The 25,771-nt window shown below is 70.7% G+C and carries 31 protein-coding genes and 1 tRNA gene; 20 read left to right on the top strand and 12 right to left on the bottom strand.

The window, feature by feature from the left end; genetic code table 11:
* From BLW47_RS02415 to BLW47_RS02395, 5 genes are all read left to right on the top strand, one after another.
* Positions 1–1,146, top strand: coding sequence for a hypothetical protein (locus tag BLW47_RS02415; protein WP_139307141.1), 1,146 nt, complete (start codon positions 1–3; stop codon positions 1,144–1,146).
* 18 nt (positions 1,147–1,164) lie between these two features.
* The gene (locus BLW47_RS02410) at positions 1,165–2,493 is read left to right on the top strand and encodes a hypothetical protein (protein WP_139307140.1); all 1,329 of its coding nucleotides are present in this window, start codon (positions 1,165–1,167) and stop codon (positions 2,491–2,493) included.
* Between the two features lie 47 nt (positions 2,494–2,540).
* On the top strand, positions 2,541–3,422 hold the full coding sequence (locus tag BLW47_RS02405) for a PHP domain-containing protein (protein ID WP_091552401.1): 882 nt from the start codon (positions 2,541–2,543) through the stop codon (positions 3,420–3,422).
* A gap of 67 nt (positions 3,423–3,489) precedes the next feature.
* Complete coding sequence (locus BLW47_RS02400; protein ID WP_091550811.1) at positions 3,490–4,104, top strand: MarC family protein; 615 nt, start codon at positions 3,490–3,492, stop codon at positions 4,102–4,104.
* A gap of 118 nt (positions 4,105–4,222) precedes the next feature.
* On the top strand, positions 4,223–5,056 hold the full coding sequence (locus tag BLW47_RS02395) for a RecB family exonuclease (RefSeq protein ID WP_091552398.1): 834 nt from the start codon (positions 4,223–4,225) through the stop codon (positions 5,054–5,056).
* A 19-nt stretch (positions 5,057–5,075) separates the two neighbouring features.
* On the opposite strand, the gene BLW47_RS02390 is transcribed toward BLW47_RS02395, so the two are convergent.
* On the bottom strand, positions 5,076–5,945 hold the full coding sequence (locus tag BLW47_RS02390) for an oxygenase MpaB family protein (protein WP_091550808.1): 870 nt from the start codon (positions 5,943–5,945) through the stop codon (positions 5,076–5,078).
* A 32-nt stretch (positions 5,946–5,977) separates the two neighbouring features.
* Entirely contained in the window at positions 5,978–6,403 is a 426-nt protein-coding gene (locus BLW47_RS02385; protein ID WP_091550806.1) for a Fur family transcriptional regulator, read from the bottom strand.
* 202 nt (positions 6,404–6,605) lie between these two features.
* On the opposite strand from BLW47_RS02385, the gene BLW47_RS02380 reads away from it, so the two are divergent.
* Positions 6,606–7,085, top strand: a complete 480-nt coding sequence (locus tag BLW47_RS02380) for a DUF2231 domain-containing protein (RefSeq protein ID WP_091550803.1) — start codon at positions 6,606–6,608, stop codon at positions 7,083–7,085.
* Positions 7,086–7,113: 28 nt separating this feature from the next.
* Here BLW47_RS02380 and BLW47_RS02375 read toward each other — a convergent pair whose 3' ends face one another.
* Positions 7,114–7,632 (bottom strand): hypothetical protein, encoded by a 519-nt coding sequence (locus BLW47_RS02375; RefSeq protein ID WP_175543470.1) that lies wholly within the window; start codon positions 7,630–7,632, stop codon positions 7,114–7,116.
* A 78-nt stretch (positions 7,633–7,710) separates the two neighbouring features.
* Between BLW47_RS02375 and BLW47_RS02370 the strand changes: the two genes are divergently transcribed.
* Positions 7,711–7,893, top strand: a complete 183-nt coding sequence (locus BLW47_RS02370; RefSeq protein WP_091550800.1) for a hypothetical protein — start codon at positions 7,711–7,713, stop codon at positions 7,891–7,893.
* A 108-nt stretch (positions 7,894–8,001) separates the two neighbouring features.
* On the opposite strand, the gene BLW47_RS02365 is transcribed toward BLW47_RS02370, so the two are convergent.
* From BLW47_RS02365 to BLW47_RS02355, 3 genes are all read right to left on the bottom strand, one after another.
* A complete protein-coding gene (locus tag BLW47_RS02365; protein ID WP_091550797.1) occupies positions 8,002–8,517 on the bottom strand; it encodes a hypothetical protein in 516 nt (171 codons plus the stop codon).
* 186 nt (positions 8,518–8,703) lie between these two features.
* Positions 8,704–9,063 (bottom strand): FmdB family zinc ribbon protein, encoded by a 360-nt coding sequence (locus BLW47_RS02360; protein ID WP_245736287.1) that lies wholly within the window; start codon positions 9,061–9,063, stop codon positions 8,704–8,706.
* Between the two features lie 65 nt (positions 9,064–9,128).
* On the bottom strand, positions 9,129–9,752 hold the full coding sequence (locus BLW47_RS02355) for a 5-formyltetrahydrofolate cyclo-ligase (RefSeq protein WP_245736285.1): 624 nt from the start codon (positions 9,750–9,752) through the stop codon (positions 9,129–9,131).
* 85 nt (positions 9,753–9,837) lie between these two features.
* On the opposite strand from BLW47_RS02355, the gene BLW47_RS02350 reads away from it, so the two are divergent.
* The 6 genes from BLW47_RS02350 to BLW47_RS02325 all read left to right on the top strand — a co-directional run bounded on the left by BLW47_RS02350 (position 9,838) and on the right by BLW47_RS02325 (position 16,263).
* Positions 9,838–12,081: a diguanylate cyclase gene (locus BLW47_RS02350; protein ID WP_091550792.1), complete on the top strand. Its 2,244-nt coding sequence runs from the start codon at positions 9,838–9,840 to the stop codon at positions 12,079–12,081.
* Between the two features lie 9 nt (positions 12,082–12,090).
* Entirely contained in the window at positions 12,091–13,053 is a 963-nt protein-coding gene (locus tag BLW47_RS02345) for a UTP--glucose-1-phosphate uridylyltransferase (protein ID WP_091550789.1), read from the top strand.
* A complete protein-coding gene (locus BLW47_RS02340; protein ID WP_091550786.1) occupies positions 13,050–14,369 on the top strand; it encodes a molybdopterin molybdotransferase MoeA in 1,320 nt (439 codons plus the stop codon). The genes BLW47_RS02345 and BLW47_RS02340 overlap by 4 nt, the downstream gene beginning before the upstream one ends.
* Entirely contained in the window at positions 14,366–15,004 is a 639-nt protein-coding gene (locus tag BLW47_RS02335) for a GNAT family N-acetyltransferase (RefSeq protein ID WP_091550784.1), read from the top strand. Before BLW47_RS02340 ends, BLW47_RS02335 begins: the two co-directional genes overlap by 4 nt.
* A gap of 165 nt (positions 15,005–15,169) precedes the next feature.
* Positions 15,170–15,991: a divisome protein SepX/GlpR gene (sepX, locus tag BLW47_RS02330; protein WP_175543469.1), complete on the top strand. Its 822-nt coding sequence runs from the start codon at positions 15,170–15,172 to the stop codon at positions 15,989–15,991.
* Positions 15,992–16,189: 198 nt separating this feature from the next.
* Positions 16,190–16,263, top strand: a tRNA-Ala gene (locus BLW47_RS02325).
* 119 nt (positions 16,264–16,382) lie between these two features.
* On the opposite strand, the gene BLW47_RS02320 is transcribed toward BLW47_RS02325, so the two are convergent.
* Positions 16,383–16,598, bottom strand: coding sequence for a hypothetical protein (locus BLW47_RS02320; RefSeq protein ID WP_091550780.1), 216 nt, complete (start codon positions 16,596–16,598; stop codon positions 16,383–16,385).
* On the bottom strand, positions 16,595–17,011 hold the full coding sequence (locus BLW47_RS02315; protein WP_091550777.1) for a replication initiator: 417 nt from the start codon (positions 17,009–17,011) through the stop codon (positions 16,595–16,597). Before BLW47_RS02315 ends, BLW47_RS02320 begins: the two co-directional genes overlap by 4 nt.
* Before the next feature lie 1,078 nt (positions 17,012–18,089).
* Between BLW47_RS02315 and BLW47_RS24575 the strand changes: the two genes are divergently transcribed.
* The gene (locus tag BLW47_RS24575) at positions 18,090–20,156 is read left to right on the top strand and encodes a hypothetical protein (RefSeq protein ID WP_139307139.1); all 2,067 of its coding nucleotides are present in this window, start codon (positions 18,090–18,092) and stop codon (positions 20,154–20,156) included.
* Positions 20,157–20,345: 189 nt separating this feature from the next.
* Entirely contained in the window at positions 20,346–20,876 is a 531-nt protein-coding gene (locus BLW47_RS02310; protein WP_139307138.1) for a hypothetical protein, read from the top strand.
* Positions 20,877–20,879: 3 nt separating this feature from the next.
* On the opposite strand, the gene BLW47_RS02305 is transcribed toward BLW47_RS02310, so the two are convergent.
* Together BLW47_RS02305 and BLW47_RS02300 are read right to left on the bottom strand one after the other, a co-directional pair.
* Complete coding sequence (locus BLW47_RS02305; RefSeq protein WP_091550772.1) at positions 20,880–21,152, bottom strand: tyrosine-type recombinase/integrase; 273 nt, start codon at positions 21,150–21,152, stop codon at positions 20,880–20,882.
* Between the two features lie 51 nt (positions 21,153–21,203).
* On the bottom strand, positions 21,204–21,566 hold the full coding sequence (locus BLW47_RS02300) for a hypothetical protein (protein ID WP_091550769.1): 363 nt from the start codon (positions 21,564–21,566) through the stop codon (positions 21,204–21,206).
* Positions 21,567–21,715: 149 nt separating this feature from the next.
* On the opposite strand from BLW47_RS02300, the gene BLW47_RS25485 reads away from it, so the two are divergent.
* The 5 genes from BLW47_RS25485 to BLW47_RS25865 all read left to right on the top strand — a co-directional run bounded on the left by BLW47_RS25485 (position 21,716) and on the right by BLW47_RS25865 (position 24,739).
* Complete coding sequence (locus BLW47_RS25485; RefSeq protein ID WP_245736283.1) at positions 21,716–22,177, top strand: hypothetical protein; 462 nt, start codon at positions 21,716–21,718, stop codon at positions 22,175–22,177.
* A 245-nt stretch (positions 22,178–22,422) separates the two neighbouring features.
* Entirely contained in the window at positions 22,423–23,619 is a 1,197-nt protein-coding gene (locus BLW47_RS02290; RefSeq protein WP_091550767.1) for a helix-turn-helix domain-containing protein, read from the top strand.
* A gap of 121 nt (positions 23,620–23,740) precedes the next feature.
* On the top strand, positions 23,741–23,959 hold the full coding sequence (locus BLW47_RS02285) for a hypothetical protein (protein ID WP_139307136.1): 219 nt from the start codon (positions 23,741–23,743) through the stop codon (positions 23,957–23,959).
* 298 nt (positions 23,960–24,257) lie between these two features.
* Positions 24,258–24,437 carry a hypothetical protein gene (locus BLW47_RS02275; protein ID WP_091550761.1) on the top strand — a complete coding sequence of 60 codons (180 nt, stop codon included), beginning with the start codon at positions 24,258–24,260 and terminating at the stop codon, positions 24,435–24,437.
* Positions 24,434–24,739 (top strand): hypothetical protein, encoded by a 306-nt coding sequence (locus BLW47_RS25865; RefSeq protein ID WP_091550758.1) that lies wholly within the window; start codon positions 24,434–24,436, stop codon positions 24,737–24,739. Before BLW47_RS02275 ends, BLW47_RS25865 begins: the two co-directional genes overlap by 4 nt.
* 65 nt (positions 24,740–24,804) lie before the next feature.
* Here BLW47_RS25865 and BLW47_RS02265 read toward each other — a convergent pair whose 3' ends face one another.
* On the bottom strand, positions 24,805–25,122 hold the full coding sequence (locus tag BLW47_RS02265; RefSeq protein ID WP_091550755.1) for a type II toxin-antitoxin system HicB family antitoxin: 318 nt from the start codon (positions 25,120–25,122) through the stop codon (positions 24,805–24,807).
* Positions 25,123–25,196: 74 nt separating this feature from the next.
* Positions 25,197–25,652, bottom strand: coding sequence for a GNAT family N-acetyltransferase (locus tag BLW47_RS02260; protein ID WP_091550752.1), 456 nt, complete (start codon positions 25,650–25,652; stop codon positions 25,197–25,199).
* Positions 25,653–25,771 lie beyond the last annotated feature (119 nt).

Below are 25,771 nucleotides of genomic sequence, written 5' to 3'. Positions count from 1 at the left end.
GTGGAGGACTCGCTCCGGGCGATGTTCTCCGCCCGGGTGGCGGCGGCTCCACCCCCCGACGACGTGGCCGCGTACGCCATCCGGCGCGCCCGCGCGCTGCGCCGACGGCAGGGCGCCGCGTCGTCCGTCGCCGCGGCCGCGGCGCTCGCGTTGATCCTCGGCGGGGCGGTGTGGTTGCGCGACCGGGCGGAGCGGCAGAGCGGACCGATGCCCGGATTCGCCGCCGGCTACGACGCGCCGGCCGGCACGCCGGCCGCGACCCCCGGCCTGGTCCACAGCACCCGGATCGGCCTCGACCTGCGGGTCCGTGACCGGCTCTGGACCGCGGACGGTCGGAACCTCGCGCTCGACGGCGTGGGCGAGGTGCGCGGCGCCTACCGGGTGCCCGCCGGCTGGATCTACGGCGGCGCGTCGCAGGTGCGGCTGTTGCGGGAGGACGGGGTCTCCACCCTCCTGACCGGCTCGGCCCCGCACTGGGTCGTCAGCCAGGACGGCCGGCGGCTCGCCGCGTTGAGCGGCACCGCGCTGCGGGTCGCGACGATCGGCCCCGCCGGCCTGACGACGATCGACAAGCTCGCTGTGCCCGCCGGGGCCACGCCGGTCGCGTTCCTCGGCGAACGCGTCGTGCTCGCCGCGCCGCCCGGGCGGTCGGGCCACGGCTTCGTCGACCCGCGGTCGCCGCTGGAGGTCAGCTGGCGGCCGGAGGTGGTGGCCGTCTACGGACCCCGCGCAGCGGGGATGGTCGCGCTCGTCACCCGTCCCGGGGAACCGGGCCGATGCCTGGCCGAGCTGCGGGCCGGGCCGGGGGTGCTGCAGACCGGCCGGGTCGGGGCGTGCGCGACGCCGGCCCGCGCCGACGGGCGCGGGAGCGCGCTGTCGCCGCGCGGTGACCGGCTCGCCGAGCCCGGCGATCGCGAGCTCACGCTGCTCGACGTCGAACGGGCGCTACAGGGGCGGGACGCGCGCGTCGGCTGCCCGGTCCGCACCACCGTGCCACCGGCCTGGGCCGACGGCGGGACCGTGGTCGGTGGGGACGACCGCGGCGTGGTGCGGTGCGGCACCGACGGCACGCACGAGCGGCTGCCGCTCCCGCCCGGCGTCGGCCCGGGATGGCGCTTCGTGCCGCGACTGGTGACCGCCGGATAGCACCCGGCGATCCTTGCGGTGACAAGCAACCTTCCGCCGCGCGACCGGCGTCCATTCGTCGTGACGACGCCCGAACTGGAAATGGCGCTCCGGCAATGCCTGGCCCATCAGGCCGCGCCGTCACCCACGCTTCCCGACCTTGCCGCGTCGGCGATCCGGCGGGGACAGCGGATCCGCCGCCGCCGTTCGGCCACCGCCGTGGCCGTCGTCGTGCTGACCGCCGCGGCCGGCGGCGCGGGCGGATGGCAGCTCGCCGGCCCGGCGCACGACCGGGGCCCCCGCGTTCCGGTGGCCCGGGCGACGAGCGGGGTCCCCGTCGCCGAGACCACCACGGCCGCGGCCGTCGCGGCGCCGGCCGAGCCGCTGCCGGCCCCCGCCCGACTCGAAACCCGGGCGATGGCCGCCGCGGCGGCGCCGGTCGACCTGGTGGTCGGCGATCTCCTGCGGACCACCGGGGGAGAGCGGATCGACCTTTCCGGAGTCGGCCGCGTGACGCAGGCGCAACGGGGCGGCGGTGGCTGGCTCATCGTCGCGGCGACCCGGGCCGGCCGAAGTGCACTGTGGATGGTCACGAGGACCGCACCCCCGAAGCAGCTGCTGTCCGCCGTCGACGAGATCGTGCTCGCGCCGGACGGTCGGCGTGTGGTGTGGCTGCACTCCGGCCGGGCATCAGTCGCGACCGCCGCGGCCGGCCGGCTGACCGGCCTCCGCGAGACCCCGGTGCCGCCCCGCGGCCGCCCGGTCGGCTTCGTCGGCGACGGCGTCCTGCTCACCCGGCAACTGAGCGGCGGGGAGATCGAGGGTTACGACGTGTGGTGGCCGGACCGCGGCCCCTACCAGCCCGCCTGGAACCCGTCGCTGATCGGCGTCTACGGGCCGATGCCGGACGGCCGCACCCTCGTCGCCCAGGTGGCCGGAGAGGCGGGGCGACCCTGTCTGGCGCTGCTCGCGTCGGGCCCGGGCCTGCCGGTGGTCAAGCGCGCGTGCGCGCTGCCGCTCACCGGTGGCGGCGCGGGCACGGTCTCGCCGGACGGGCGGTGGCTGGTCGCCAACGGCACGACCCCGTCCACGCCCGCCGCCACGCCCGCGGCGGAGAGCGCCCTGCTCGTCGAGCTGCCCACCGCGTTCCGTCCCCGGGCCGCCGCCCACGCGGCGGGCCCCCGGCTGACCGGCGGCCCGGCCTGGACGGACGCCGCCACCCTGATCCATCCCGGCGGCCCCGCCGAGCTGGTCCGGCTGAGCGTCACCGCGCTCGCTAAGGGCGATCCCGAGGCGGTCGAGCGGCTGCCGGTCGCGGGGGCGCGCGCGGACGAACACCTGGTCGTGGCGCCGGGTCCGCTGGCCTGATCCCCGCACCGCCGGGCCCCGGGTGGGGGACGGGTAACGTGCAGGCGATGTCCAACCCGCCGTACGCTGCGGCGTCGTCGCCCACGCGCATCGACCTGCACGCCCACTCCACCGCCAGCGACGGCACGCTGACCCCGCCCGAGCTGATGGTCGCCGCGGTCGAGGCCGGGCTGGACGTCGTCGCGATCACCGACCACGACACCACCGCCGGCTGGGTGCCCGCGGCCGAGGCCCGCCCGGCCGGGATCACCCTGGTGCGCGGGGCCGAACTCTCCTGCCGGTGGTACGGGGCACGCCCGTCGATCCCACTGCACCTGCTCGCGTACCTCTTCGATCCGACCGAGCCGAGCCTGGTGGCCGAGCTCGCCCGACTGCGGGCCGCGCGACACCTGCGCGCCGAGCGCATCGTGGACCTGCTGCGCGCCGACGGCGTCGACGTGACCTGGGACGAGGTGCTGCGGTACGCCGCCGGGGGCAGCGTGGGGCGCCCGCACATCGCCCAGGCGTTGATCCGCGCGGGCCTGGTGACGAGCACTGCGGAGGCGTTCGCGCCGCACTGGCTCGGCGAGCGCTACCGGCTGCCGAAGGAGGACATGGACGTGTTCACCGCCGTGCGGCTGGTCCGGGCCGCGGGCGGCGTGCCGGTGTTCGCGCATCCGCGCGCGACCCGACGCGGACGGATCGTGCCGGACTCGGTGATCGTCGAGCTGGCCGCCGCGGGGCTCTTCGGGCTGGAAGCGGATCATGAGGACCATTCGGCCGAGGAGCGGGCGCACGTGCGTCGGCTCGCCGCCGAGCTCGGGCTGGTGGTGACCGGCTCCTCCGATTTCCACGGCACCCACAAGACGGTGCGGCTGGGCGCGCACACCACCGCCCCGGAGATGTACGAACGGATCGTCGCCGCCGCGGCCGGTGTGCCGCCCGTCTGACGGGCCCGATCGGGTCGCTTCCGGGACTTCCGGATTAGTGTCGGGACGTCCCGGTTAGGTTGATTGTGTGGATCTGAAGCTGTTCGGCGAGGTCTTCGTCACGCTGCTCGTCATCATGGATCCCCCCGGCATGGTGCCGATCTTCGTGGCGCTCACCGGCCCGCTGGCGCGCGAGGACCGGCACCGCGCCGCCTGGCAGGCGGTGACGCTCGCGCTCGGGGTGATCGTGGTGTTCGCGGTGGCCGGGCGGACGCTCCTGGCGTACCTGCACATCAGCCTGCCGGCGCTGCAGGCCGCCGGCGGCCTGCTCCTCGTCCTCATCGCGCTGGAGCTGCTGACCGGCAGGGCCGACAACCCCGAGCAGCAGGCGACCTCGAACATCGCGCTCGTCCCGCTCGGCACGCCGCTGCTCGCCGGACCCGGCGCGATCGTCGCGACGATGCTCTTCGTCCAGCGCGCCGACGGGCCCTCCTCCCAGCTGGCGATCGCGGTCGGCATCCTGGCCGTGATGATCGTGGTCTGGCTGACGCTGCGCTTCTCCGGCTTCATCGTCAAGGTGCTGCGCCCCGGCGGCATCGAGGTCCTCACCCGGATCGCCGGCCTGCTCCTGGCGGCCATCGCCGTCCAGCTCATCGCCGACGCGGTGAGCGCCTTCGTGACCGCGTACCTCAACCGGACGTGACCGCGCCGGAGCGCGGCGTTGGGCGGTGTCGGAGGCGGATGGCAGGATCGTCGCCGTGCGACGGCAATCCTCCTCAGCCAGCCGCGCCGCTGCGCCCGAACAGTTGGGCTTCGCGGGCATGCCGGAACGGCTCTTCGTGTGCACCCCCAGCAAGCTGGGGGCGTACGCCGACTGCCCCCGGCGCTACCGCTACTCCTACGTCGACCGGCCGGCGCCGCCCAAGGGGCCCCCGTGGGCGCACAACTCGCTCGGCGCCAGCGTGCACACCGCACTGCGCAACTGGTACGCGCTGCCACCGGAGCGGCGGCGCCCGGACGCCGTACCGATGCTGCTGAAGGCGACCTGGGTGCGCGAGGGCTACCGCGACGTCGAGCAGGAACGCGAGGTCTTCCGGCGGGCGCTGGCGTGGCTGGAGTCCTATGTCGAGACGCTGGAACCGGGCGCGGACCCGCTCGGCGTCGAGCGGGTGGTGGCAGTCAAGACCGCGGTGCTGGCGTTCAACGGCCGGGCCGACCGGATCGATTCCCGGCCCGGCCCCGACGGCCCGGAGCTGGTGATCGTCGACTACAAGACCGGCCGCACCGGTCTCGACGCCGACGACGCCCGCGGCTCGCAGGCGCTGGCGCTCTACGCGTACGCCGCCGAGCGCGTCTTCCACCGCCCCTGCCGCCGCGTCGAACTTCACCACCTGCCCACCGGCACGGTGGCCGCGCACGAGCACACGCCCGAGTCGCTCGCCCGGCAGGTCGACCGCGCCGAGGCGACCGCCCGCGACATCATGGCCGCCGAGCGGGCCGTCGCCGACGGCGCCGACCCCGACGCCGCCTTCCCCGCGACGCCCGGAACGCTCTGCGCCTGGTGCGACTACCGCCGGCACTGCCCGGCCGGCGCCGGCGCGCCGAGCAAGGACCCCTGGACCGCCGTCGACCGCCCCGCGGCTCCGACCGAATAGCCCCGCCCGGCGCGGGCGGTCAGCCGCGGGAGGCGCCGGAGGGCACCGCGCGGGCCGCGCGGGCCATCGCCGCCCGGTAGATCGGTCCCTCGACGAACCGGCGCGGGATCGCGTTCAACGCCAGCCGCAGGGTGCGCGCGCTCAGCGCCGCGGACAGCTCGGTGCCGGGCAGCGCGGGGGCCCCGTACATCCGCCGGGCCCAGGACGGCAGCAGGCCGAACGCGGTGCCGGCGAGCCCGAGGTACGCCATCCGGGGCGGACCCAGGCTCAGCGTGAGCCGCCACGGCAGGCTCAGCTGCGCGGGGGCCGGCGGCGCGGTGAGGAACAGCCCCGTCTCGGCCGCTTCCCGGGTCATCCGCAGCGTCGGTCGGATCTCCCGGTAGTACGCCGCCACCTGGGCCGCGGTGCCCGGCACGGTCGCCGGGTCCAGACCGACGAGCTCGGCCGTCCGCCGCTGTTCCGTGTAGTACGCGTCGACCTCGTCGTCGGTCAGCGCGACACCGGCGCGCCGCGCCGTCGTCAGGAACGACTCGACCTCCGCCACGTGCACCCACCGCAGCAGCTCCGGCTCGTCGATCCGGAACTCCTCACCGGTGCGCGGATCGACCGCCCGCATCCGGGCGTGGCGCCGCCGGATGCGCTCACCCGCCGCGCGCGCCTCGGCGGTCGTGCCGTAGATCGTGGTCGCCACGTAGTTCGAGGTGCGCTCGAGGCGACCCCACGCGTCGGAGCGGTAGCTGGAGTTCTGGGTGACGCCGGCGACCGCGCGGGGGTGCAGCGCCTGCAGGTAGAGGGAACGGAGGCCGGCGACCAGCAGAATCGGCTCGTTGTGCACCTTCCAGGTGACCGAGCCGGGTCCGAAAAGCCCGAGGTCGTCGTCGGCGTCCATGACGCCAAGAGTGCCACGGGCCGCGCAGAGGATCAGCCGTCGCTGCGGCGGCCCGCCTGGCAACTGGGACAGAGGCCCCAGAACGTCACCTCGGCTTCGTCGATCTCGAAGCCGGACGTGTTGTCCGCCTCGAGGCAGGGCGCCGCGCCGACCGCGCAGTCGACGTCGGCCACCTCGCCGCAGCTCCGGCAGACCACGTGGTGGTGGTTGTCGCCGGTGCGGGCCTCGTACCGGGCGGGGCTGCCGGCGGGCTCGATGCGCCGCGCCAGCCCGGCCCGGGACAACGCGCCGAGCACGTCGTACACCGCCTGCGTCGAGACCGAGTCCAGCTTCAGGCGCACCCGACGGGCGATCTCGTCGACGTCGAGGTGACCTCCGCCGGCGAGGACATCGAGGACGGCGAGGCGGGGTCGGGTGACCCGAAGTCCCCGCGAGCGCAGCAGCTCCTCGTCCGACACCCACCCATGACAACACGGGTGACGGGCGTCCTCCAAGCGCCGGTCGCGCCGACCTCCGCCGCGGCCGGCGCCGAATCGGTACCCGTCCCGGGCGAACCCGAACGGTTTTCGCTGCGTGTAACCCGGTGCGGGGGTCCGTCCGTGCGGGCCGCGGACCCTACCCTGGCGTGGCGGATCACCGCTGGCGGATGAGGAGGATTCGATGTTCGACGAGTTCATGGGCATGCCGATGCATCCACTGCTGGTGCACGCGGCGGTGGTGTTCGTGCCGTTGCTGGTGCTGGCGGCGGTGGTCTACGCGCTGGTGCCGCGGCTGCGGCCCCGGGTCGGCTGGGTGGCCGGGCTGCTCGCCGTCGCCGCCCCCGTCTCGGTCTTCGTCGCGACCGAGTCCGGCGAGGCGCTGCAGGAGCGGCTGGCCGCGAAGGGCTACCCGCCGGAGGGCCTGCAGAAGATCAGCGAACACGCGGAACTCGGCGAGCAGACGCTGTGGTTCTCCCTGGCCCTGGCGGTCGTCACCGGGCTGCTCCTGTTCGTCACGGGCGGCAGCAGCCGCGCGTCCCGGCTGCCCTCCTGGATCAGCCCGGTGCTCAGCGGGGTGATCGTCGTGTTGGCGGTCGTCGCCGTCGGCTACGTCTACGCCGCCGGGGACTCGGGCGCCAAGATGCTGTGGGGCAACGTCTGACCGGAAGGAAAGCCTGGTCGCGGCGTCCCTAGAAAAGAACCCGCGAGCAGAGCAGGCAGACCACCACCAGCAGCACGGCGCCGGCGACCATGCCGACGCCGTAGGTCAGCGTCCGCGCCCGCTGCTCGGCGATCGTCACGGCCGCCTCGTCCTGTGCGGGCAGTTGCCCGGGCGGGGGCGGTTGCACGACCACCGGCGGGCGCCACCCCGGCGGGGGCGGGGCGCTCGACGGCGGGCCCGGATAGTGATGATCGCCACGCGGCGGGGGGACCGGCCCGGCCGGCGGGAACGGCCCGACGGGCGGCACCGGCCCGGGCGGATTCACCGGCCCGACGGGCGGCACCGCGGCGGCTGGGTTCACCGGCCCGGCCGGCGGGAACGGCCCGACGGGCGGGAACGGTCCGGGCGGCGGGGCCGGGGCGGCTGGCTGGGTCGCGCCGGCTGGGGAGACGGGGCCGGCGGCAGCGGCCGGTTCGGCGGGCGCGTCGGTGGGCTCCGGCCGTCGCCAGAACCGGTCGTCGGCCGGTTCGTCGGTGGGCGTCGTCACGCCGACCGACGCTACCAATTCCGCCGCGTCGAACCGGCCCGACCATCCACCACGGTCGGGCGGGTAGGCTCACGGAACGTGAACGGGGTGGATGGCGACCGGGTGCCGGCGCGGGACGACGACCGGCCGGTGGACCTGACCGACGAGCGATTCGGGCTGCTGCCCGAGCAGACCGTCGACGACACCGATCTCGGCTGGGGTGACGGTCCGTCCTCCAACGACGACCGCCTGATCGCCGACCGTCCGCCGCACTGGGACTGACCGCCGCGACGCGCTGGGACTGAGCGGCGCAGCGCGCCTGGGACGCAGTGGCGCAGCACGCCTGGGACGCAGCGGCGCAGCACGCCTGGGACGCAGCGGCGCGACGCGCTACCCGCGCAGGACGATGACCCCGAATCGGGTGTCGTGCGGCAGCGCGGTCGTCCGGCGCGCGGCCTCGGGACGTACCGCCAGGTAGAGCGTGCCGGCCGCCGAGTCCGGATCCGGAACCGCGAGGACCAGCGCACCGGCGGCCACCACGCGGGGACCGGCGGCGGCGCCGCGCGGGAGCGCGAGCAGATCCACCCGGTCGCCCGGCCGGAGCACCGCGAGCGCGGCCGGCTCCGCGAGCCGGACGGGCAGCCCGACCGCGCCGGCCGGCAACGCCCGCCGGGGATCGTCCGCGCCGGCCGACTCCGTCGCCGTGGGCTTCGCCGACCCCGTCGCCGCGGGCTTTTGCGGCGGCGTGGCCGTCGGCGGGCAGGAGCCGGGGTCACCGGCGTAGAGCACGCCCGCTGCGGTCGCCAGCAGGACCGCCACCAGGGCGGTGCGCAACGCCGTCGTAGGGCGGGGCAGCCGCGGTCGCCACAGCGGACCGAGCGCGCCCTCCCGGGCGGGTGTCACCATCGCGCCTCCCGTCGCCACGCGGTGGCGCCGGAATCGGCGCCACCACTGGGACGGGACGCTAGGAGTCAGCGGGGCGCGCGGCGAGGCGCCGACGGACCGGCTGTGGATAACGCGGGTGCCTGTGGACAACGGGCCCGACGCGCCGCGGGCGTGCTATGCGAAGCGGCCGGGTGACGGTGCTGCGGGCTATGCGGCGCTGGACGAGGTGGTCGAGGACGCGGCGGGCTTGGCCTTGGCGGCGGAGTCGCCGCTGGAGCTGCTGGAGCCGTTCGACGCGGCCGGCTTGGCGGCCGGCTTGCTCTCCACCGAGCTGGTCGACGACGAGCCGGACGACCCGTTGCGCGAGTCGGTGCGGTAGAAGCCCGAGCCCTTGAAGACGATGCCGACCGAGTTGAAGAGCTTACGCAGCTTCCCCTGGCACGCCGGGCACTCGGTCAGCGGCTCATCGGCGAAGGACTGCACCGCCTCGAGGTTGTTGCCGCAGGCGGTGCAGGCGTACTGGTACGTGGGCACGGTCTCCTCCGAATCCTGCCAAGCGCTTGGCACTCCACCCATTCGAGTGCCAATGGTGCGTCATGACACCCGCCGCCGTCCAGCGCTGCCGCGATCGGTCACACTCCGGCGACGGGGAGCCACCGCAGGCCAGCCGGCGTGATCACCGCCCGGACCCGGCCATCGTGCGGCTCCGTTGGCACCGTGTCCAGCAGCTCGCCGTCGTGCAGCAACGCCACGGTCAGCGCGGCCGGGTCCACCCGCGCCAACGCGCGGTCGTACGAGCCGCCGCCGCGGCCCAGCCGTACGCCGCTGCCGTCCACCGCCAGCGCGGGGAGCACGACGAGGGAGGCGACGGTGACGCTCCTCACCCCGAGCCGCGGCCCGGTCGGCTCCCGCAGCCCCCGGCCGGCGGCGTGCAGTTCGGCGCCGCGACGGTGCTCCGCCCATTCCAGGTCCAGGTCGGGTCGGAGCACCGGCAGCAGCACCCGGCCGCCCGGCCCGACGGCGTCGGCGAGCACGTCCGGCAGGTCGGGCCCGCCCGGTTCGGAGCCGACCGGGACGTAACCGGCGACACAGCGCGGCGCGAGCCGGCGTACCAGCTGCCGCAGCTCGGCCTGGACGCGGCCGGCGGCGGCCGCGCGCGCCTCGGGCGGCAATCCCCGGCGGTGTGCGAGCAACCGCCGCCGGAGCTCCAGCTTCGCCGCCCGGACGATCTCGGGCTGATGGGAAGAATCCGACACGCACAACTCCCTGCGGCAACGCTCGGCGAAGCATCCGAGGTGTGTCAGCATCGCAGTAAGGGGTGCGGATCCGCCGGGGGGAACAGTGACGCTGCGTGGACGTCTGACCGCGGCGTTCCTCGCGGTCGTGCTCGGCCCGGTGCTGCTCGGCGCGTTCTTCGTCGCGTCCACGGTCGCCGCGGTCAGCCACAACCGCTCCATCGAACGGCTCGATCTCGCGGCGACGAGCGTCCGTACCTCGGTCAGCGCGCTCTGCCAGCAGTTGCACGCCGCCGCCGACGCGGTCGCCGTGCTCGCCAACCCGTCCCAGGTCGCCGGGGCCGCCAACCAGGTCGTCGCGCGGGGGCTCGCCTCGGCGGTCGTGGTGATCCGGCCCGACGGCCGGCAGCTCTTCGCGACGCCGTCGCAGCCGCCGCGGCCGTGGGCGGAGTGCGGCGGCGCCGGCGGGGACGCCGGGCCGGCGGCGATCGCGGCCCGCGTCGAGATGCGCGACGCCGGCGGCACCCCGCTCGGCACCGTCGTCGTGGCGCGGCACCTGGACAGCGCCTTCGTGGCCCGGCTCGCCGCCGCGACCGGGGTCGCCGTCACGCTGCTGCCCGGGGCCGACACCCCGGCCGACGCCACGCTCAGCACCGAATCGCCCGCCACCCGCCGCGCGGTGGTGGCGGCCGGGGAGCGCCTCAGCGGCGACGGGACCGCCGAGACCGACGTCGGCCGGTACGTGCGGCGGGTCGGGCCGTCGCCCGGCCAGCCGCTGCCGCTCGTGCTCTCCGTGCCGCGCACCGTCCCCGAGGGGCTGTACGCCGTGCTCGTCGCCACCGTGCTGCTCGCCGGCTTCTGCGCGGTGCTGGCCGCCTGGTGGCTGGCCCGCTCCACCACCCGGCCGTTGGCCGAGTTGGCGCACGCCGCGGACCGGGTCGCGGACGGGGACCTGGCCGCGCGGGTGCCGGTGCGCACCGCCGACGAGGTGGGGCGGCTCGCCAGCACGTTCAACCGGATGACCCGGGAGACCCAGGCGTACGTGCAGGCGCTGACCGCCAGCCGCGACCAGCTGCGCGGCCACCTCGCGATCCTCGGCGACACCCTGTCCAGCACGCACGACCTGCAGCGGATCCTGCAGGTGATCCTGCAGACCGCGCTGGCCGCCACTGGCGCGCGGGCCGGCGCGGTGCTGCTGCTCGATCCCGCCACCGGGCTGCTCGACGGCCAGTACGCCGAGGACGGGCCGGGTAACACCAGGCTGGCGGCGCTGCCGGACGCGGCGGGCGGCGCCGACGCCGTGGCGCCGCCCGTGCTGCCGGCCGGCATCGGTGACCACCAGCCGTCGACGCTGACGCTGCCGCTCGGGACCGGGCTGCTCGGCTCGGTCGTCGCCACCGGGGAACCGGTGCGGGGACGGGTCGACCGCGACGGCCCGGAGCTGTCGCCGGACGAGCCGGCCTGCCGCACCTACGTGGCCGTACCGTTCTCCGTCGCGGCGCCGGCGGTCGACCCGCCGCGGTCGGCTCCCGGGCGCCCGCCGGCGGAGCCGCCGACGCCCGCGCCGCCGACGTCGATCGGCGTGCTCGCGGTCTACGACCGGCTCGGCTTCGACGAGTTCGACGGCGCGGATCTGGCCACGCTCCGCACCTTCGCCGCGCAGGCCGCGGTGGCCGTCGACAACGTGCGGGTGCACCGGGAGGCGGAGCGGCTGTCGATGACCGACGGGTTGACCGGGCTGTGGAACTACCGCCGGCTGCAGGAGCAGCTGCACCGTGAGATCGAGCGGTCGAACCGGTTCGGTCGGACGCTGACCGTGCTCGCCCTCGACCTCGACCGCTTCAAGGAGGTCAACGACACGCACGGGCACCCGGCCGGCGACACCGTGCTGCGGGAGTTCGCGCGGCGGATCAGCGCCGAGATCCGCGAGGTCGACGTGGCCTTCCGCAACGGCGGCGAGGAGTTCGTGGTGCTGCTGCCCGAGACCGACGCGCACGGCGGGGCGGTGGTGGCCGAGCGGCTCGGAGCGGCCATTCGCGACACGCCGATCACGATCCAGGCGAACGGCGGAACCGACACGGTGGAGCTGCCCGTGACCGTCTCCATCGGAGTGGCGGTCTACCCGGAGCACGGAGCGACGGGGGAGCAGGTGCTCGACGCGGCCGACGACGCGCTCTACGCGGCGAAGGCCGGCGGCCGGGACACGTACCGGGTCGCGACCGTCCGACCGCGGCCGGACGGCGACGAGGTGCCGGTGGCGTCCGGGCCGGGTAGCCCGGAAGGTGACCTTCCGCAGGCCGGCGGCGCGTCTTTCGGGCCACAGCCGCCGAGACAGAGTCGTGGCCGATAGTCTCGCGACATGTCGGAGCATGCAGCCACCCCAGCAACGACGACCCCCAGTCCGAGCAGCGGCCGGCGGGCGGTGAAAGCCGTCATTCCCGCCGCCGGCCTGGCGACCCGCTTCCTCCCCGCGACCAAGGCCGTGCCGAAGGAGTTGCTGCCGCTGGTCGACCGGCCGGTGTTGCAGTACATCGTCGAGGAGGCGACGCAGGCCGGCCTCGGTGACGTGCTGCTCATCACCGGACGCGGCAAGACCTCGATGGTCGACCACTTCGACCGCCAGCCCTATCTGGAGTCGCGGCTGGAGGAGAAGGGCGACCTGAAGCGGCTGGAAGCGGTGCGCCGCCCCAGCGAGCTCGCCGAGATCTACACGTGCCGGCAGGGCGAGCCGCTCGGCCTCGGCCACGCGGTGTCCTACGCCGAGTCGCACGTCGGCAACGAGCCGTTCGCGGTGCTGCTCGGTGACGAGTTCGTCGCCAAGGACGACCCGTTGCTGCCCGCCATGATCGAGCTGCAGGCCCGTACCGGCGGCATCGTGCTGGCCTTCATGGAGGTCGCGCCCGAGGACGTCAAGCGGTACGGCATCGCCTCGGTCGCCCCCGCCGACCAGGAGTTGGGCGGCACGACCGAGGTGGTCCGGGTCACCGGGCTGGTCGAGAAGCCGTCGCCGGAGGACGCGCCGAGCCGGCTGGCGGTCCTCGGCCGGTACGTGCTGCCCGCCCACATCTTCGACGCGATCCGCCGCACCAAGCCCGGCAGCGGCGGCGAGATCCAGTTGACCGACGCCATGGCGATGCTGCTGGCGGAGGGGACCCCGGTCCACGGCATCGTCTACCGCGGCACCCGCTACGACACCGGGGCGCCGCTCGGTTACCTCCAGGCCGTGGTGCAGCTGGCCTGCGAGCACGAGGGCCTGGGCGAAGAATTCCGCGGCTGGCTGCGCCAGTTCGTCGCCGACATGCCCGAGGTGCGCGCTACATGACAGCAACGGCCGACGCCGAGCAGGCCGGTCTCACCGAGTTGACACCGCTCGCCGACTACCTGGGCAGCGTGCTGCGCAGGCTCCGGCCGCTGCCCCCGCTCGAGATCGACATCACCCAGGCGTACGGGAACCTGCTCGCCGAGGATGTCATCGCGCCGCACGCGTTCCCGGCCTTCGACCAGGCGGCGATCGACGGCTACGCCGCCCGCTGGGAGGACATCGCGAGCGCGGGCCGCGGCGGGCAGTTCGGCCCGACCGGTGGGCCCTCGGACGGGCCGGGCCGGCCGGTGCGGCTCAACGTGGTCGGTGATCTCGGCGCGGCCAGCTGGCGGCCGGTGCGGCTGACGCCCGGCACCTGCTTCTCGGTGGCGGCGGGGTCGCCGCTGCCGAACGCGGCCGACGTGGTGGTGCCGATCGACTGGACCGATCAGGGCATGGCGGCCGTCGAGGTTTTCCAGGCCCCCAAGCGCGGCTACGGCCTGCGCCGCGCCGGCGAGGAGCTTCCCGCCGGCGCGGTGCTGGCCCGGGCCGGCACCTACGTCACCCCGGCGATGGTGGCGGTCTTCGCGGCGACCGGGATCGGTCACGTCGTGGTCCGGCCCAGTCCGCGCGTGGTGATCGTGGCGACGGGCGACGAGCTGGTCGACGTCGGCCGGGGGAGCCAGCCGGGTCAGGTGGTGGACGCGAACTCGCACGCCCTCACCGCCGCGGCCGCCGAGGTGGGGGCGCTCGCCTATCGGGTCGGGATCTGCGACGACGACCCCGAGGGGCTGCGGGGGCTCCTCGAGGATCAGACGCTGCGGGCCGATCTGATCATCACCACCGGCGGCACCGGCACCGGGCCGGGCGACATGGTGCGCCGCATCCTGTCGCGCCGCGAGGCCGGCCGCGCCGGACCCGTCGCCTTCACCGAGGTGGCGCTCTATCCCGGCACGTCGCTGGGCTTCGGCACGGTCGGCGCCGAGGAGGTGCCGGTGGTCTGCCTGCCCGGCGAGCCCGGGGCGGCGCTGATCGGCTTCGAGGTGCTGGCCCGGCCGGCGATCCAGCTCCTCGCCGGCGCCGAGCCGGTGTTCCGGCCGAGCGTGCGGGCGCACCTGCTGGAGACCGTCTCGTCGCCGACGGGGCTGCGCGAGTTCCGGCCCGCGCACGTCGCGGAGCGGCGCGGCGGCGGCTACACGGTGCAGCCGCTGCGCGGTGGGCCGTACACCCTGTCGGGGTTGGCCGAGGCGAACGGCCTGCTCGTGCTCGGCGAGCGGGTGACCACCGCGGCGGCCGGCTCCACGGTGGACGTGCTTTTGCTGGACCGCCGACGATGATCCGTTCGACCCCGGGATGGCCGGTGGAGCTCGCCGACGGACCGGTGCTGCTCCGCCCCTACCGGCGGTCGGACGCGGCGGCCTGGTCGGAGGTGCGGCGACGGAACCGGGCCTGGCTGGCCCCGTGGGAGTCCGTCCCGCCGGGGCCCTGGGACGAGCTCAACTCGGCCCGGGCGTTCCGCTACGTGCACCGCGACCAGCGGTCGTCGTCGCGGCGCGGCGACAGCATGCCGTTCGCGATCGTGCTGCGCGAGGCCGGCGGGGAGCGCTTCGTCGGCCACCTCAACCTCGGCAACATCGTGCGCCGGGCGTTCTGCTCGACGTACGCCGGCTACTGGATCGACGCCGCCGTCGCGGGGCGGGGCATCATGCCGACCGCGCTGGCGCTCGCCGTCGACCACGCCTTCACCGTCGGCGGGCTGCACCGGATCGAGGTCAACATCCGCCCCGAGAACGGGCCGTCGCGACGGGTCGTCGAGAAGCTCGGCTTCCGCGAGGAGGCGTATCACCCGCGCTACATGCACATCGACGGGGCGTGGCGTGACCACATCGGCTACGCGCTGACCAGCGAGGAGGTCACCCCCGAGGGTGGTCTGCTGGCCCGCTGGAAGCGTGGGCGCGCCGCCGCTCGTTGATCTTTTTCTGTGCATCCCGGTCGGCGCGGCGCGCCGGTTTCCCGCACGGCCGCCCGTAACCTCAGGTAACTGGGACGTACGGCAACCAACAGCCCATTGTTCCTCCGGGAACCCGACACTGGTCCGGGCGGGCCAGCCGGTTGCCGCTTGCAGGTGACGGGAGGGGTGAGGGTGCCGACCTCGGTGCTCCTCGCCGTCCTCGCCGCCGCCGGGTTGCTCGCCCTTGCGCCCGCACTGGTTCGCCGGTACGACGCGACCGAGCGCCTGGTCGCGGAGCGGGCGCAGTCGACGGCGCGGGTATTGCAGCGCCGCCGGCGGCGTCGTACTGTCCCGGGCCGGCGTCCCGTCAACCCACCGCGCCTGGTCGTGACGCTGCGCGCCGGGGTGCCCTCCGACGACCCGGTCTCCGGCCCGCCGGCCGCCGCGCCCACCTCCGGGCCGCCCGGCTCCGGCCGCCGCGGAAGGTTGCGCGCGGTGCCGCGCAGCGCCGGCCGGCCGCGCCGGCGCCCGCCCACCCGCCGGCACACGCCCGCCGTCTACCGGCGCCGCCGGGTCTTCGCCGCGCTGGTCCTGCTGAACTTCGTCGAGCTGGTCGGGGTCGTCGTGGTCAGCCCCGGCTTCTGGATCGGCTTCTCCGTCACCGCCACGCTGCTCGCCGCGTACATGGTGCACATGCGCAACCGCGCCCTCATCGACCGGCGGCGGCGTCGCGCCGAGGCGCGCGAGGCCGCCTGGCTCGCCGCCCGGCAGGCCGAGGTCCGGCGGGAACAGGCCCGGCGCGCCGCGGCCCGCCGGGAGGCGCAGCGCCGGCTGGCGGCGCAGCGCGAGGCGGTACGCCGGGCCGCGATGGGCCTGGACCGGCCCAGCGACGTCCCGGCCGCCGCCTCCGGCGGCGGCGTCGCCGGCTCGGTCTCCTACCGGCGCGCCGGCGGCCTGCGCGGCCGCGCCTACGAGGCCGGCGGCCACGGCGCCGCCCACTCGGCGTAACCGCCCGTCGGGGTTCATCTCCGACCGGGTGCGTGCGTCCTCGATCGGCGCGAAAGTCCCTGATGGGTCCGTACGGCGGGGGTGATCGGCGGCACGCCGGGGCGGATTCGCCGTACCGCCTCCGGACCTGTTAACCTAGGCGCCGGTCCGCTGCTGGGAAACCGGCGGCGGCGACCGACTGGACCAAGGTTCAGCCGGGGGGCTGTGGCGCAGACCGGTAGCGCACCTCGTTCGCATCGAGGGGGTCAGGGGTTCAAATCCCCTCAGCTCCACATATTTTCGCAGGTAAAAGGGCTGATCACCGAGTTCTGGTGACCAGCCCTTGATCATTTGACCGTCGTTTGACCGTGGCGCAAATCACCGCCCCACGATCCCATCGAGGCGGATCGGACTATCCGGTGGCGACGCCGAGCGCTTCGAGAATCGCCGGCACCGGTACGACGTAGCTGCGTCCGACCCGCAACACCCGTACTGGAAACGCTCCCGCCTTGGCTATGGCGTACGCCTTGCTTCGGCCGATGCCGAGGATGGCCCCGGCTGTCTCGACGTCGGTGGTGAGGCCAAGAGCCCGGACCCTTTCGAGGGTCCATGGCCGGTCGGTGCTCATCGGGACACCTCCGAGCCGTCCGTGTCGGCGAGCGCCGCCCGAGCTGCCTCGCGGGCAACGCGGAGGTCGTCAGCGATCGTCTCGGCGAACATGGCTTGACCGAGGCCGTGTCCCGCGTGGGTGTAGCGCCATTCCTTCTCGGTGATGACCTCGTCGGCGGGTGCCGGCTCCTGGTTGATCGCGCGGAGATGATCGGCGCGAGCGGCGCGTAGGGCGGTGTAGGTGGTGGAGTATCGGCGGCTTTTGGTGGCCGTGTGGCCTCGGTAGCCGAGTTGATGTGCCCAACGGCGCAGGCTGACCTCCTTGTGTTGGGGCCGGGTGGCGAGGGTGCAGCACGTTCGGATGAGGGTGCGGGCGTGTTCGGTGATCGGTAGGACGGCGATCGTGGCCAGGGCACTGATAGGGCGGTCCACGGTTACACCCGCGACTTCCGGTGTAGAAGCTGGCGAGTTCGATATCTAGTCTATTGTTGCGCATATGCTCGCTCAAGCAGTGAAATTAGAATGCTTAAGCTGTTCGGTCAGCGCCTCGATTCGGCGTTCGCAGACAGTTGGCGCTTCTGGAAATATATGTTCCACTCTAGGACTATCCCAATAGCGCGATACTGATACCCAACAGTAAAGAGGCGAATACGATTGCCCATCCGATTATGGTCAAAGGCGCTCGGCGTCCTTTTCCGGAACGCCACCAGCTTGCGAATGTAATCGCAACTAGGAGCGTGAACGCCGCAACGCCGAGTCGGAGAAGAATGACATCTGTGTTCGCATCCGCAGTGATCGTTCCAGTGTGCACGCATGGATCGTAGTGGCGTCCGGTTCGAACTGTGCTAGCCGGGGACCGCCGAGCCGTGCCCGGGGAACCGTGTTTTGAGGCTACGGCGAGCAGATCGTGCGAATAAGGACAAATCCGCAATGGATGGTATAAGTCAGCTCGGCTAACTCGTCGACGACACCTTGATCGGCTAGCAGGCCAGAGCTCACGCTGTCGTCTTTGCGATTGATCCAGGCTCCTAGACGCCCTATGTGGCTACGATCACGGTCTCTGGAGGGCTGATGATGGCGAGAGGCGACGCATGTCAATACCAGTAGAGGTCTTGACCGCCGCTAGTGCGGCGGTCGCGGGAACCATGGGTACCGACGTTTATCAGTACGCACGTGCCCGTCTCAAAGAGATGATCGCACCCCGGAACACGGCCACGGGGCAGGAGCCTGCAGAGTTGGTACGGCTTGACACGCTGGCTCAGGCGGTCGCAGCGTTGCAGCCTGAGCAACGTCCGATTATGGCGGAAGGCGTTCGGGTGCCAGTCGAAGAGATTCTTGCGGATTGTGCGGACACCCTCCCAGCGAGTTCGCTTGAGGAATTCGTCCGTAGCGTTAACGAGAAGCTCGCTGAAAGTTCCCCTGGGGCGTCCCAGCAAATCGTCGCACAAAATATTGTAGGCGGCAGCATCTATACGGCGGGGAACGACAACAACATCGGAGTAACACGCTGATGGTTGAACCGCAGGTTGGAGTTGTCCGTCCAATACCGCAACAGGTCACTGGAAATCAAGTGGAGGGCGGTCTTGCCGTCGCCGGCCGCGACAACAACATTACGACCTATCTAACGGGGTTGCGTCGTCTGCGACCCCGTCCGGTAGACCCGGAAGCGGTGATGCCAGAGAATCAGTTTGTAGAGCCGGGCTTCTTCGCTTCGCCTCTCCGAGAAATTCGTTCGCCTATTGCGCCGAATCCGCCTGTGAGGATCGTGGTACTGCGGGCACCGGAAGGCTACGGTCGCCGGTCTGCCGGGTTGCGACTGCTTGCTTCGACGACAACTCCACGCGAGCGTCTTTTTGAACTTCTTCCAGACTGGGATATTCCGGACGCCGAAAGCCTTCCCCAAGAGTCCAATTCTGGATATCTGCTCAATCTCAGGGGAGTCTCCCAGCCGCTCCCCAACCAGTTCTATGAGGATCTGATTGGGTATGCGCGAAAGCTGCAGGCGCGTGGTAGCTACCTCGTAGTGACGGCAACGTCCTCGGTGTGGACGAGGGCTTGGGTGGACGGTGTACGTCACGGAATTCTTGTACAGGACATTGGCTGCCCTAACTCCGTCGATGTTGTCAAGAAGTATCTTCGTGCTCGCCCAGCTGTCGCCGAGCGGGCATCTTGGGTCGATGACCCAAGTAGCGTTTTCTACGGCGTTCTTCCAGAAAACTCATCACCAAGCGAATCCGTTCGGTTGGCGCACATTATCGCGGTAGCCGACAATTCAAAAGATGAAGAAAAGCTCGACGAGTACCGAGGTTGGCGCGACAAACTGAGCCAATGGTTTAGTGGCGGTACGGAAGAAGTCGAAGTGCGGGCTATCCGGATTACTGGTTCGCTTCTGAACGGTGCACCTGCTGCCGTCCTTCTTGACTGTGCTGATCAGCTGTTACTGGCACCGGAGATCAATCTTCCCCCGCGCGAAGGCGGACTTCTTGCACGTCCAGATGCGCGCAGCAGGTTGAAGCCGGCGGGCATATCGTTCGACGCGAAAACCGGTGCTGCTTCTCTGATTCATGACTCGCAAGGACCGGCGATCCTCGAATATGTGTGGAAGGAACACACTCAGCTTAGTCAAGTCTTGACTCGTTGGTTGCAGGAAATTAGCCGGGGTTCAGCGCAAGGGCATCTGGAGGTTCTGGCCAGTTCATTATCGAAGCTTGCGGAGGCGGTGGGATTAACTCCCCTTCTCACCTTGGCAGAGGGCTGGCTTGTTGAAGGAGAAGAGAAGAGCATCGATCTTGTGGGTGACCTTCTCTCCGATCTAGCGGTCCATCCGATTTTTGGTAGCCAAGTGCGTGCTGAATTAACGAAATGGGCGAGTGGCAAGAGGGAACCCTCGCGGCAGCGCGCAGTTGCTCGTGCGATCTCTGGAGAATTCGGCCGCACGTATCCCAGCCAAGCGTTGACCAGGGCGAAGTATCTGCTAGTTTCGGCCGGGACGCCGCAGGTAAGTGCGGATGCTGTCAAGGCTGTTAGGGGGCTAGTAGGCGCTCCTGACATAGCCGTGCTAGCTGTTGACACCATTGTGAAGTGGATTACTCCGACAGATGGTAAGCCTGCGGCAGTTGAGACGGGTGTTTTCCTCGATGTCTTTGCTCCCCCCGCAGAAAATCAGTCAGATTTTTCACCGCTCCAGGTCGCTTTAACTCGCAGCGGTCAAGCGGAGCAAGCGGTTCGAGCTCGCCTCGTTGACGGTTGGCTCCAGGTTATTCGGCAAGGCCCGCAGAGGGACTCTGCGGTACCGGGTTTGCTGAGCTGGCGGCGAGCTGCCGAGGACGATCAGTTGCCGCAAGAAGCAGTGGTAGACGTACTAATTCAGCTCGGTCGTGTTGTTGGTCATATCGATCCGCCGGTCCGTGATGTTATTGCGCCGGAAGGAAAGCTGAGGGGCGTTCTGATTAGCCGGCTCTTCGCGCAGATTAACTCTGCTTATGGTCTCGCTGGCGGGGAAATTGATGTCGTGCCACCCCGATCCGAGGATAGGTTATCTCCGTCGACCTCGACCGAAATCGGCATTCGTACGTAAATGGGAATCGTCCTCTGGTTCAAGGAGCTGCGACCCGGGCGTCGCGGCTCCTTTTCCGCTTCCTTGGAGAACCGTGACTTTGATCTGCGATATCATGCACGGTTTCGTTATAGGTGGCGCCTCAATCCTGCGTCGGAAATGTTGCCCCCGATTTCCCCCGATGCTCTTGCTCGGTATGTTCTGCGAGAATTGGCCAGCGCGCAGGCTATTAAATACAGGGCGTTCGACTATGGTCGAGCTGAAGATGCTATAAACGCTGCCCTGTGTGATGAGGTGTCCGATGACGAAAATCGCATCCTGGTTATGGGGTACGTTAACTTACGCATTCCGAGGAGGGGCCGTGCCATCCTAAAAAGCAGGATGGGCGCGGAGGTGGCTATCCAGTCAGCCTTTGCCAAGGAGAACGTGCAGCTCGAGCTTTTACTCCGCAGATTGACTGATCCGGCTATCGGTCCGATGTGGTGGATGCAGCGGTACGCGGATATTCAGTTCGCCGTGGGAGATCCAAAGCCGAAGGTAAAGTCGATGCTGGAAGCGTTCGCCGAGCTCAGAAGAGCGCTGGAGGTGGCTAAGGTCGATAAGATCGATGATCTCCGTCTGCAAGCGCGGCACAAGCTCGATGAAGTTTTCGCTGCGATTGAGGATCCGCAGTCGTTCACGCTGGTGATAGAACTTATGAACCGATTTCTCGATGAAATGGGTGTGCAAAAATCAAAATAGTCTTCAAATGCTGCGTCGGCGCGTTCTAGTAAAGGCGTTTACTGCGGCGTCTTCGGCTTCGGGCAAGGTGTGTAGGTATTTTTGGGTTGTGGCGATGTTGGCGTGACCGAGCCGCTCCTTCACCACTTGGAGATCCGCGCCGCCGGCCAGTAGCCATGAGGCGTGCGCGTGCCGGAGATCGTGGACGCGTACCTTCCTGATCTGCGCTCGGTTGAGAGCGGGGTACCAGACCGTCGTGCGGAACCACGACCGGGGAATATGGCCATCGGTGGTCACGCCTCGCTTGCCTCGCGGAGAGTCCTTGCCGCCGGCCCGGCGCTGCGCGCGCTAGATCGCGAACGCGTCCTTGCAGCTTTGACACTTGCACTTCCCGGCGGTGTACGCGCTCAGCGTCCCGTGGCGGTACTGCCGACCCTTGTCATTCGGCTCGGTCAGCCCCAGGGTTTCCGGGTCTGGGACCGCGCGCAGTCGGGGAGTCGACGTGTTCTCCGAGTCGCGGATCGCGAACAGGAGGTCATCCGGCCCGAGGTCCTTGTCGTCGACATGAGCCTTCAGCTTGGCGGAGATCTGCGGACTGAGCTTCAGGCGCCGGTGTTCCTCGTCCTTCGGGTACTCCTTGACCAGAAAGCGTCCGCCCTCGGGGTGGAACCGCTTGGTCAGCTCGACCGCGACCCGAGTCACCAACAGCATTCGGGTGGCGAAGTTGATGTCTTGGGGGCGTAGCCCCGTCAGCTCACCCCAGCGAAGGCCGGTCTCGATGTCCGTCTCGACCAGTAGACGAAACTCGTTCTCCGGGAGCTGGGCATAGGGCGCGCAGAGCTTACAAGCGAGGGATAGACATGAGCCGTCTCCGGGCCGTCCGGGCCGGCCGGGCCGTCAAGCGCCGACCAATGGCGGCCGAGGACGACCAGCAGCACCGGAAGGAACAGCAGTTCAGCCGCCCTGTAACGGCGGCTGAACTGGTGAGCGACGCACGACCTGTACGCCGGATACAGCTAGTGTCTGCTGCCGTGGAGTTCGCTGCGGGAATCCCTAGTCGGTGGATCGTGACCCTGCGGTCTGGCGGGGTCATGGAGCTGGCGGCTGACGTGTACAGCGAAGAGGACGGCCAACTGCTCTTCAACGTGTTGGTCGACGCAGACGCTGATGAGCAGGATCAGATGGTGATTGACTGGCGGACGCCGAATAACCCACGACGCGTCGGCATCGTGGTGGCCAAGGTGCCGGCAGCCGAGGTCGCCGATCTCTACACCGCTCCGTCATGGTTCGACGACGGCAGCCGTGCCGACACGACCACCTGACCGACGGGTCAGGGTGCAGCTGCCGACAGCAACGATGCCAGCAACCGCGCGGACAGAGCCGCCCGCTCCCGACCGGTGCAGGACGGTTGCCCGAGGCCGGACGCGTGGACGGACCCGGCCGGACGGACCGAACTTACAAGCGACGGGCCATCGATGCGCGAGGTGTCGGGGTACCGTCGACGGTGGTGGCTCGCTGGGTCGCGGCCGGGTGAGTTCGCCGGGACTCTTTAGCTTGGAGCGGCGCTATGGCCTCGTCCGTCGACCCGCGCTTCGGTATAGCTCTGCGTGACCTTCGGGAGCAGTGCGGTCTGTCGCTTCGATCTCTCGGGCAGCTCGCCCATCGGAGTAAGAGCCATCTGCACGAGCTGGAGACAGGGCTCAAGGCTCCAACAGTCGACACGGCGCGCCATTTGGATCAAATTCTCAAGGCACGAGGTGAACTTGCTCGCTTGGTCGATGCGCCGATTGACCATGCGGCCGAGGCCGCGGAGTTGCGGGCAAGAGTTGCCGCCAGCGATGTCAGTAGGGACGTGCTCGACCGCATCGAGCAGGGTGTTGACGACCTTGCCAGTTGCTATCCGACGATGGCCCCGGCTGATCTTTTGCCGCTGGTGCGGCGGCACCTCGCCTATGTCGGGCGGTTGCTGAATGGACGGGTCACGCTTGCCCAGCGACGACGGTTGTTGGTTGCTGGCGGCTGGTTGGCGGTGCTGCGGGCGACCGTCCATGTCGATCTTCGGCAGCGGAATGCGGCGGCTGCGCATTTGCGGGCGGCTCGTGATCTTGCGGAACACGCTGATCACGCCGAGATCCAGGCATGGTGTCTGGAAACCCGGGCCTGGGACGTTCTGACTCAAGGTGACTATCGGACGGCACTCGATCTTTCGCACCAAGCTCAGCGAGTCGCCCCCAAGGGCAGCTCTGCCTACATTCAGGCGACTGCTCAGGAGGCTCGTGCGTGGGCGCGGATGGGGGACGTCGGTGCGACCCGGCGAGCGTTGGACCGGGTGGAGCGGCTTACGGCGAATCTGCCCGTTCCTGAGCGAGCCGAGCACCACTATCGCTACGACCCGGCCAAGGCCGCCGCGTACGCCGCCACGACTTTGGCATGGGCGGGTGACCCCTGTGCCGAGCAGGTAGCGCGGGCGGTGCTGGCCGACCTGGACCCGGACGGCGATGGGGGAGCGCGGCCACGCCGGTCCGCGTCGGCCCGTCTCGACCTCGGTCTTGCCCTTGTCGCCGCCGGGCAGCCGGACGAGGCGGTCGCTCTCGGGGCGCAGGCTGTGGCATCCGGGCGCGTAGTGCCGTCGAACTGGTGGCGAGCTGCCGAGTTGCTGGCGAAGGTGGAGCAGGCAGGGGTGCCAGAGGCGGCGACATTGCGCGACCTGTGCACCGAGTACGCCCCTGGACGCCGACCAGCAGCGGACAGCACAGCCGGTTAGCGGACAATCACCTTCTGGATCGATGACGTCCGCGGCGTGACGCTGGTCCTCAGTGCACTCGGGCGCGGACCAGTGCATCACCAGATGGTCCTCCGCGCCCTCGACGAGGAGGGGCGGACACGTGACGTTGATTGTCGGACTCCTGCGACGGATCGTCAGCCGGTACTTCCCGTCGCTGCCGGCTGCCCCCGACATCGGACAGCGCATCCAGGCAGGGGAGCAGGAGGCAGCCCGGCGGCGGCTGCTGGACCAGGCGCGAGGCAGACAGCAGCGCTCGTCAGCGGACGGGGAACCGCTCACCCCTGACTCGGGGGCGCGCTTCAGCGAGCACGGCGAATGACCGCCCACAGGCAGTTGCCGCCTCTCTGGAATTGCGGCGGCTGTGGCGCATCCTGGCCATGCCCCACGCGGCACCGGGAGCTGCGCGCGGATATCGACGATGTTCCGGTGCCCCGGACGCAACGCGTCTCGTACGCGGAGTACCTGCTCGCTGTCGCCCTCACCCTGGCTCGCAGGCACCGGCCCGTGTGGTCCTGGCGGAAGTGGCGACAAGTTTGCCGCTGTGGAGCTGACCTGCCCTGCCGTGCCCGGCACCGCATCCCTATCAACCGTGGCCACTGGCCGGGCGAGGAGACGCAGTGAAAGACGACCAGGAGCAGGTGATCCTGTCGATGCACGTGCGAGGGCTCGACGGCCTGTGCGTTGGATGCCGCGCATGGTGGTCCATGCTGACGCCGTACCCGTGCTGGCAGGTGGAATGGGCAACCAGCCAGCAGGCTCGGACGATCACCGCCCGGTTCCTGGCGGGTGTGCGGTGACCACCCACGGCCCGGTCATGCCGATCTGGAGCTGCGGAGGCTGCGGCCTGCCGTGGCCTTGTCCGACGCGGAGGCGGGAGCTTCGCGCGGAGTATGCAGATGCTCCGGTGTCGCTCGCCCTCTACCTCGGCTCCTACCTCGTCCAGGCCGCCGAGGACATGCCCTGGACGCCGGCCGGCGTGCTGCATCGCCGCTTCCTCGGCTGGGTCAGAGCGGCGGACCGGTCGACGCCAGCAGTACAGCAGCGAAGTACAGCAACCGTGCCCGAACTTGACCGGGACAAGCGCCAGCAGGCCGGATGACCTCACACGACGGCCGATTCGACCGGCTTGCCGACAGTTCGCATCGAGGGGGTCAGGCGTTCGGCCTAACCGTTGAGGCTCAGCCCATCCTCCGCGGCACGGGTTGCCGGCTTGGGGTGCAGGATTTCTCCGACGCGAACGTTGAAATTGCCTGAGTAGCTACGTTCGGCGAATGGCTCCGGCACTTCCTCGCCCTGCTGCTCCATGTCCGCGATCACCTCATGCAGTAGATCCTGGAGCCCCTGCAGAGCCTCGATTTGGAAGGAAGCCAGCCACGAAAGAGACGGAAACTCGGCGCAGGTGGCGACGAACTCGTTGTCCTGGGCTGACCACGTAACGCGGTAGGTGTAGTGGGTTAGCTTGGGATCGGCAACGGTCTGCATGAGATGGCCTCCTTTTCGGCCGCCTTTAACGCTTGCCGTTCGATGACTAGCCGAGCGACGACCGCGACTCATCTTCAGAGGTCCCGGACACCGACGGTCTGGCCGTCACTGTGCTCGCCTGTCGGCCTGAAACCCAGCTTCAGGTAGAACTGCTCCGGCCCTCCGGCGCGGGGCTCCCAGGTGACGTATGCCCGGGTGCCGCCGCGCGCCCGGATCTCCCCGCAAACGGCTTCGACGGCGAACCGGCCGTATCCGTTTCCCTGAGCATCGGCCGCGATGTTCAGCCGCCAGAGGCCCGAGCGTATGTCGTCGGGGTCACGGTCGGGATCCCACGGGATGTCGAGGAAAGCCATCAGAAAGCCGACCAGCCGGTAGCCGTCATAGATCAGCCTCGGCCACGCGTTGTCGGGAAAGACGTACGCCTCGGCCAGCGACTTGACCACCGGCGCGACCAGATCCTCCTGATCGGGGCGCACGGACAGCGCCAGGGCAGCGTCGTAGTTCTTCGAGGTGATCCTCTCCAGCCGCATGCGGCGAACCCTAGTGGGGCCGACGCGGGCGCAGCGAGCGGATAACGCGTGCCAGCCCGGGCGAGCCGACGGCCAAGGGCGCATGACCTTCGGGGTTACCAGGGCGCGATCGTCATGCG

It is taken from the genome of Micromonospora pattaloongensis, assembly GCF_900107255.1.
Lineage (GTDB): Bacteria > Actinomycetota > Actinomycetes > Mycobacteriales > Micromonosporaceae > Micromonospora_I > Micromonospora_I pattaloongensis.
This window is presented reverse-complemented; position numbering and strand designations above follow the sequence as displayed.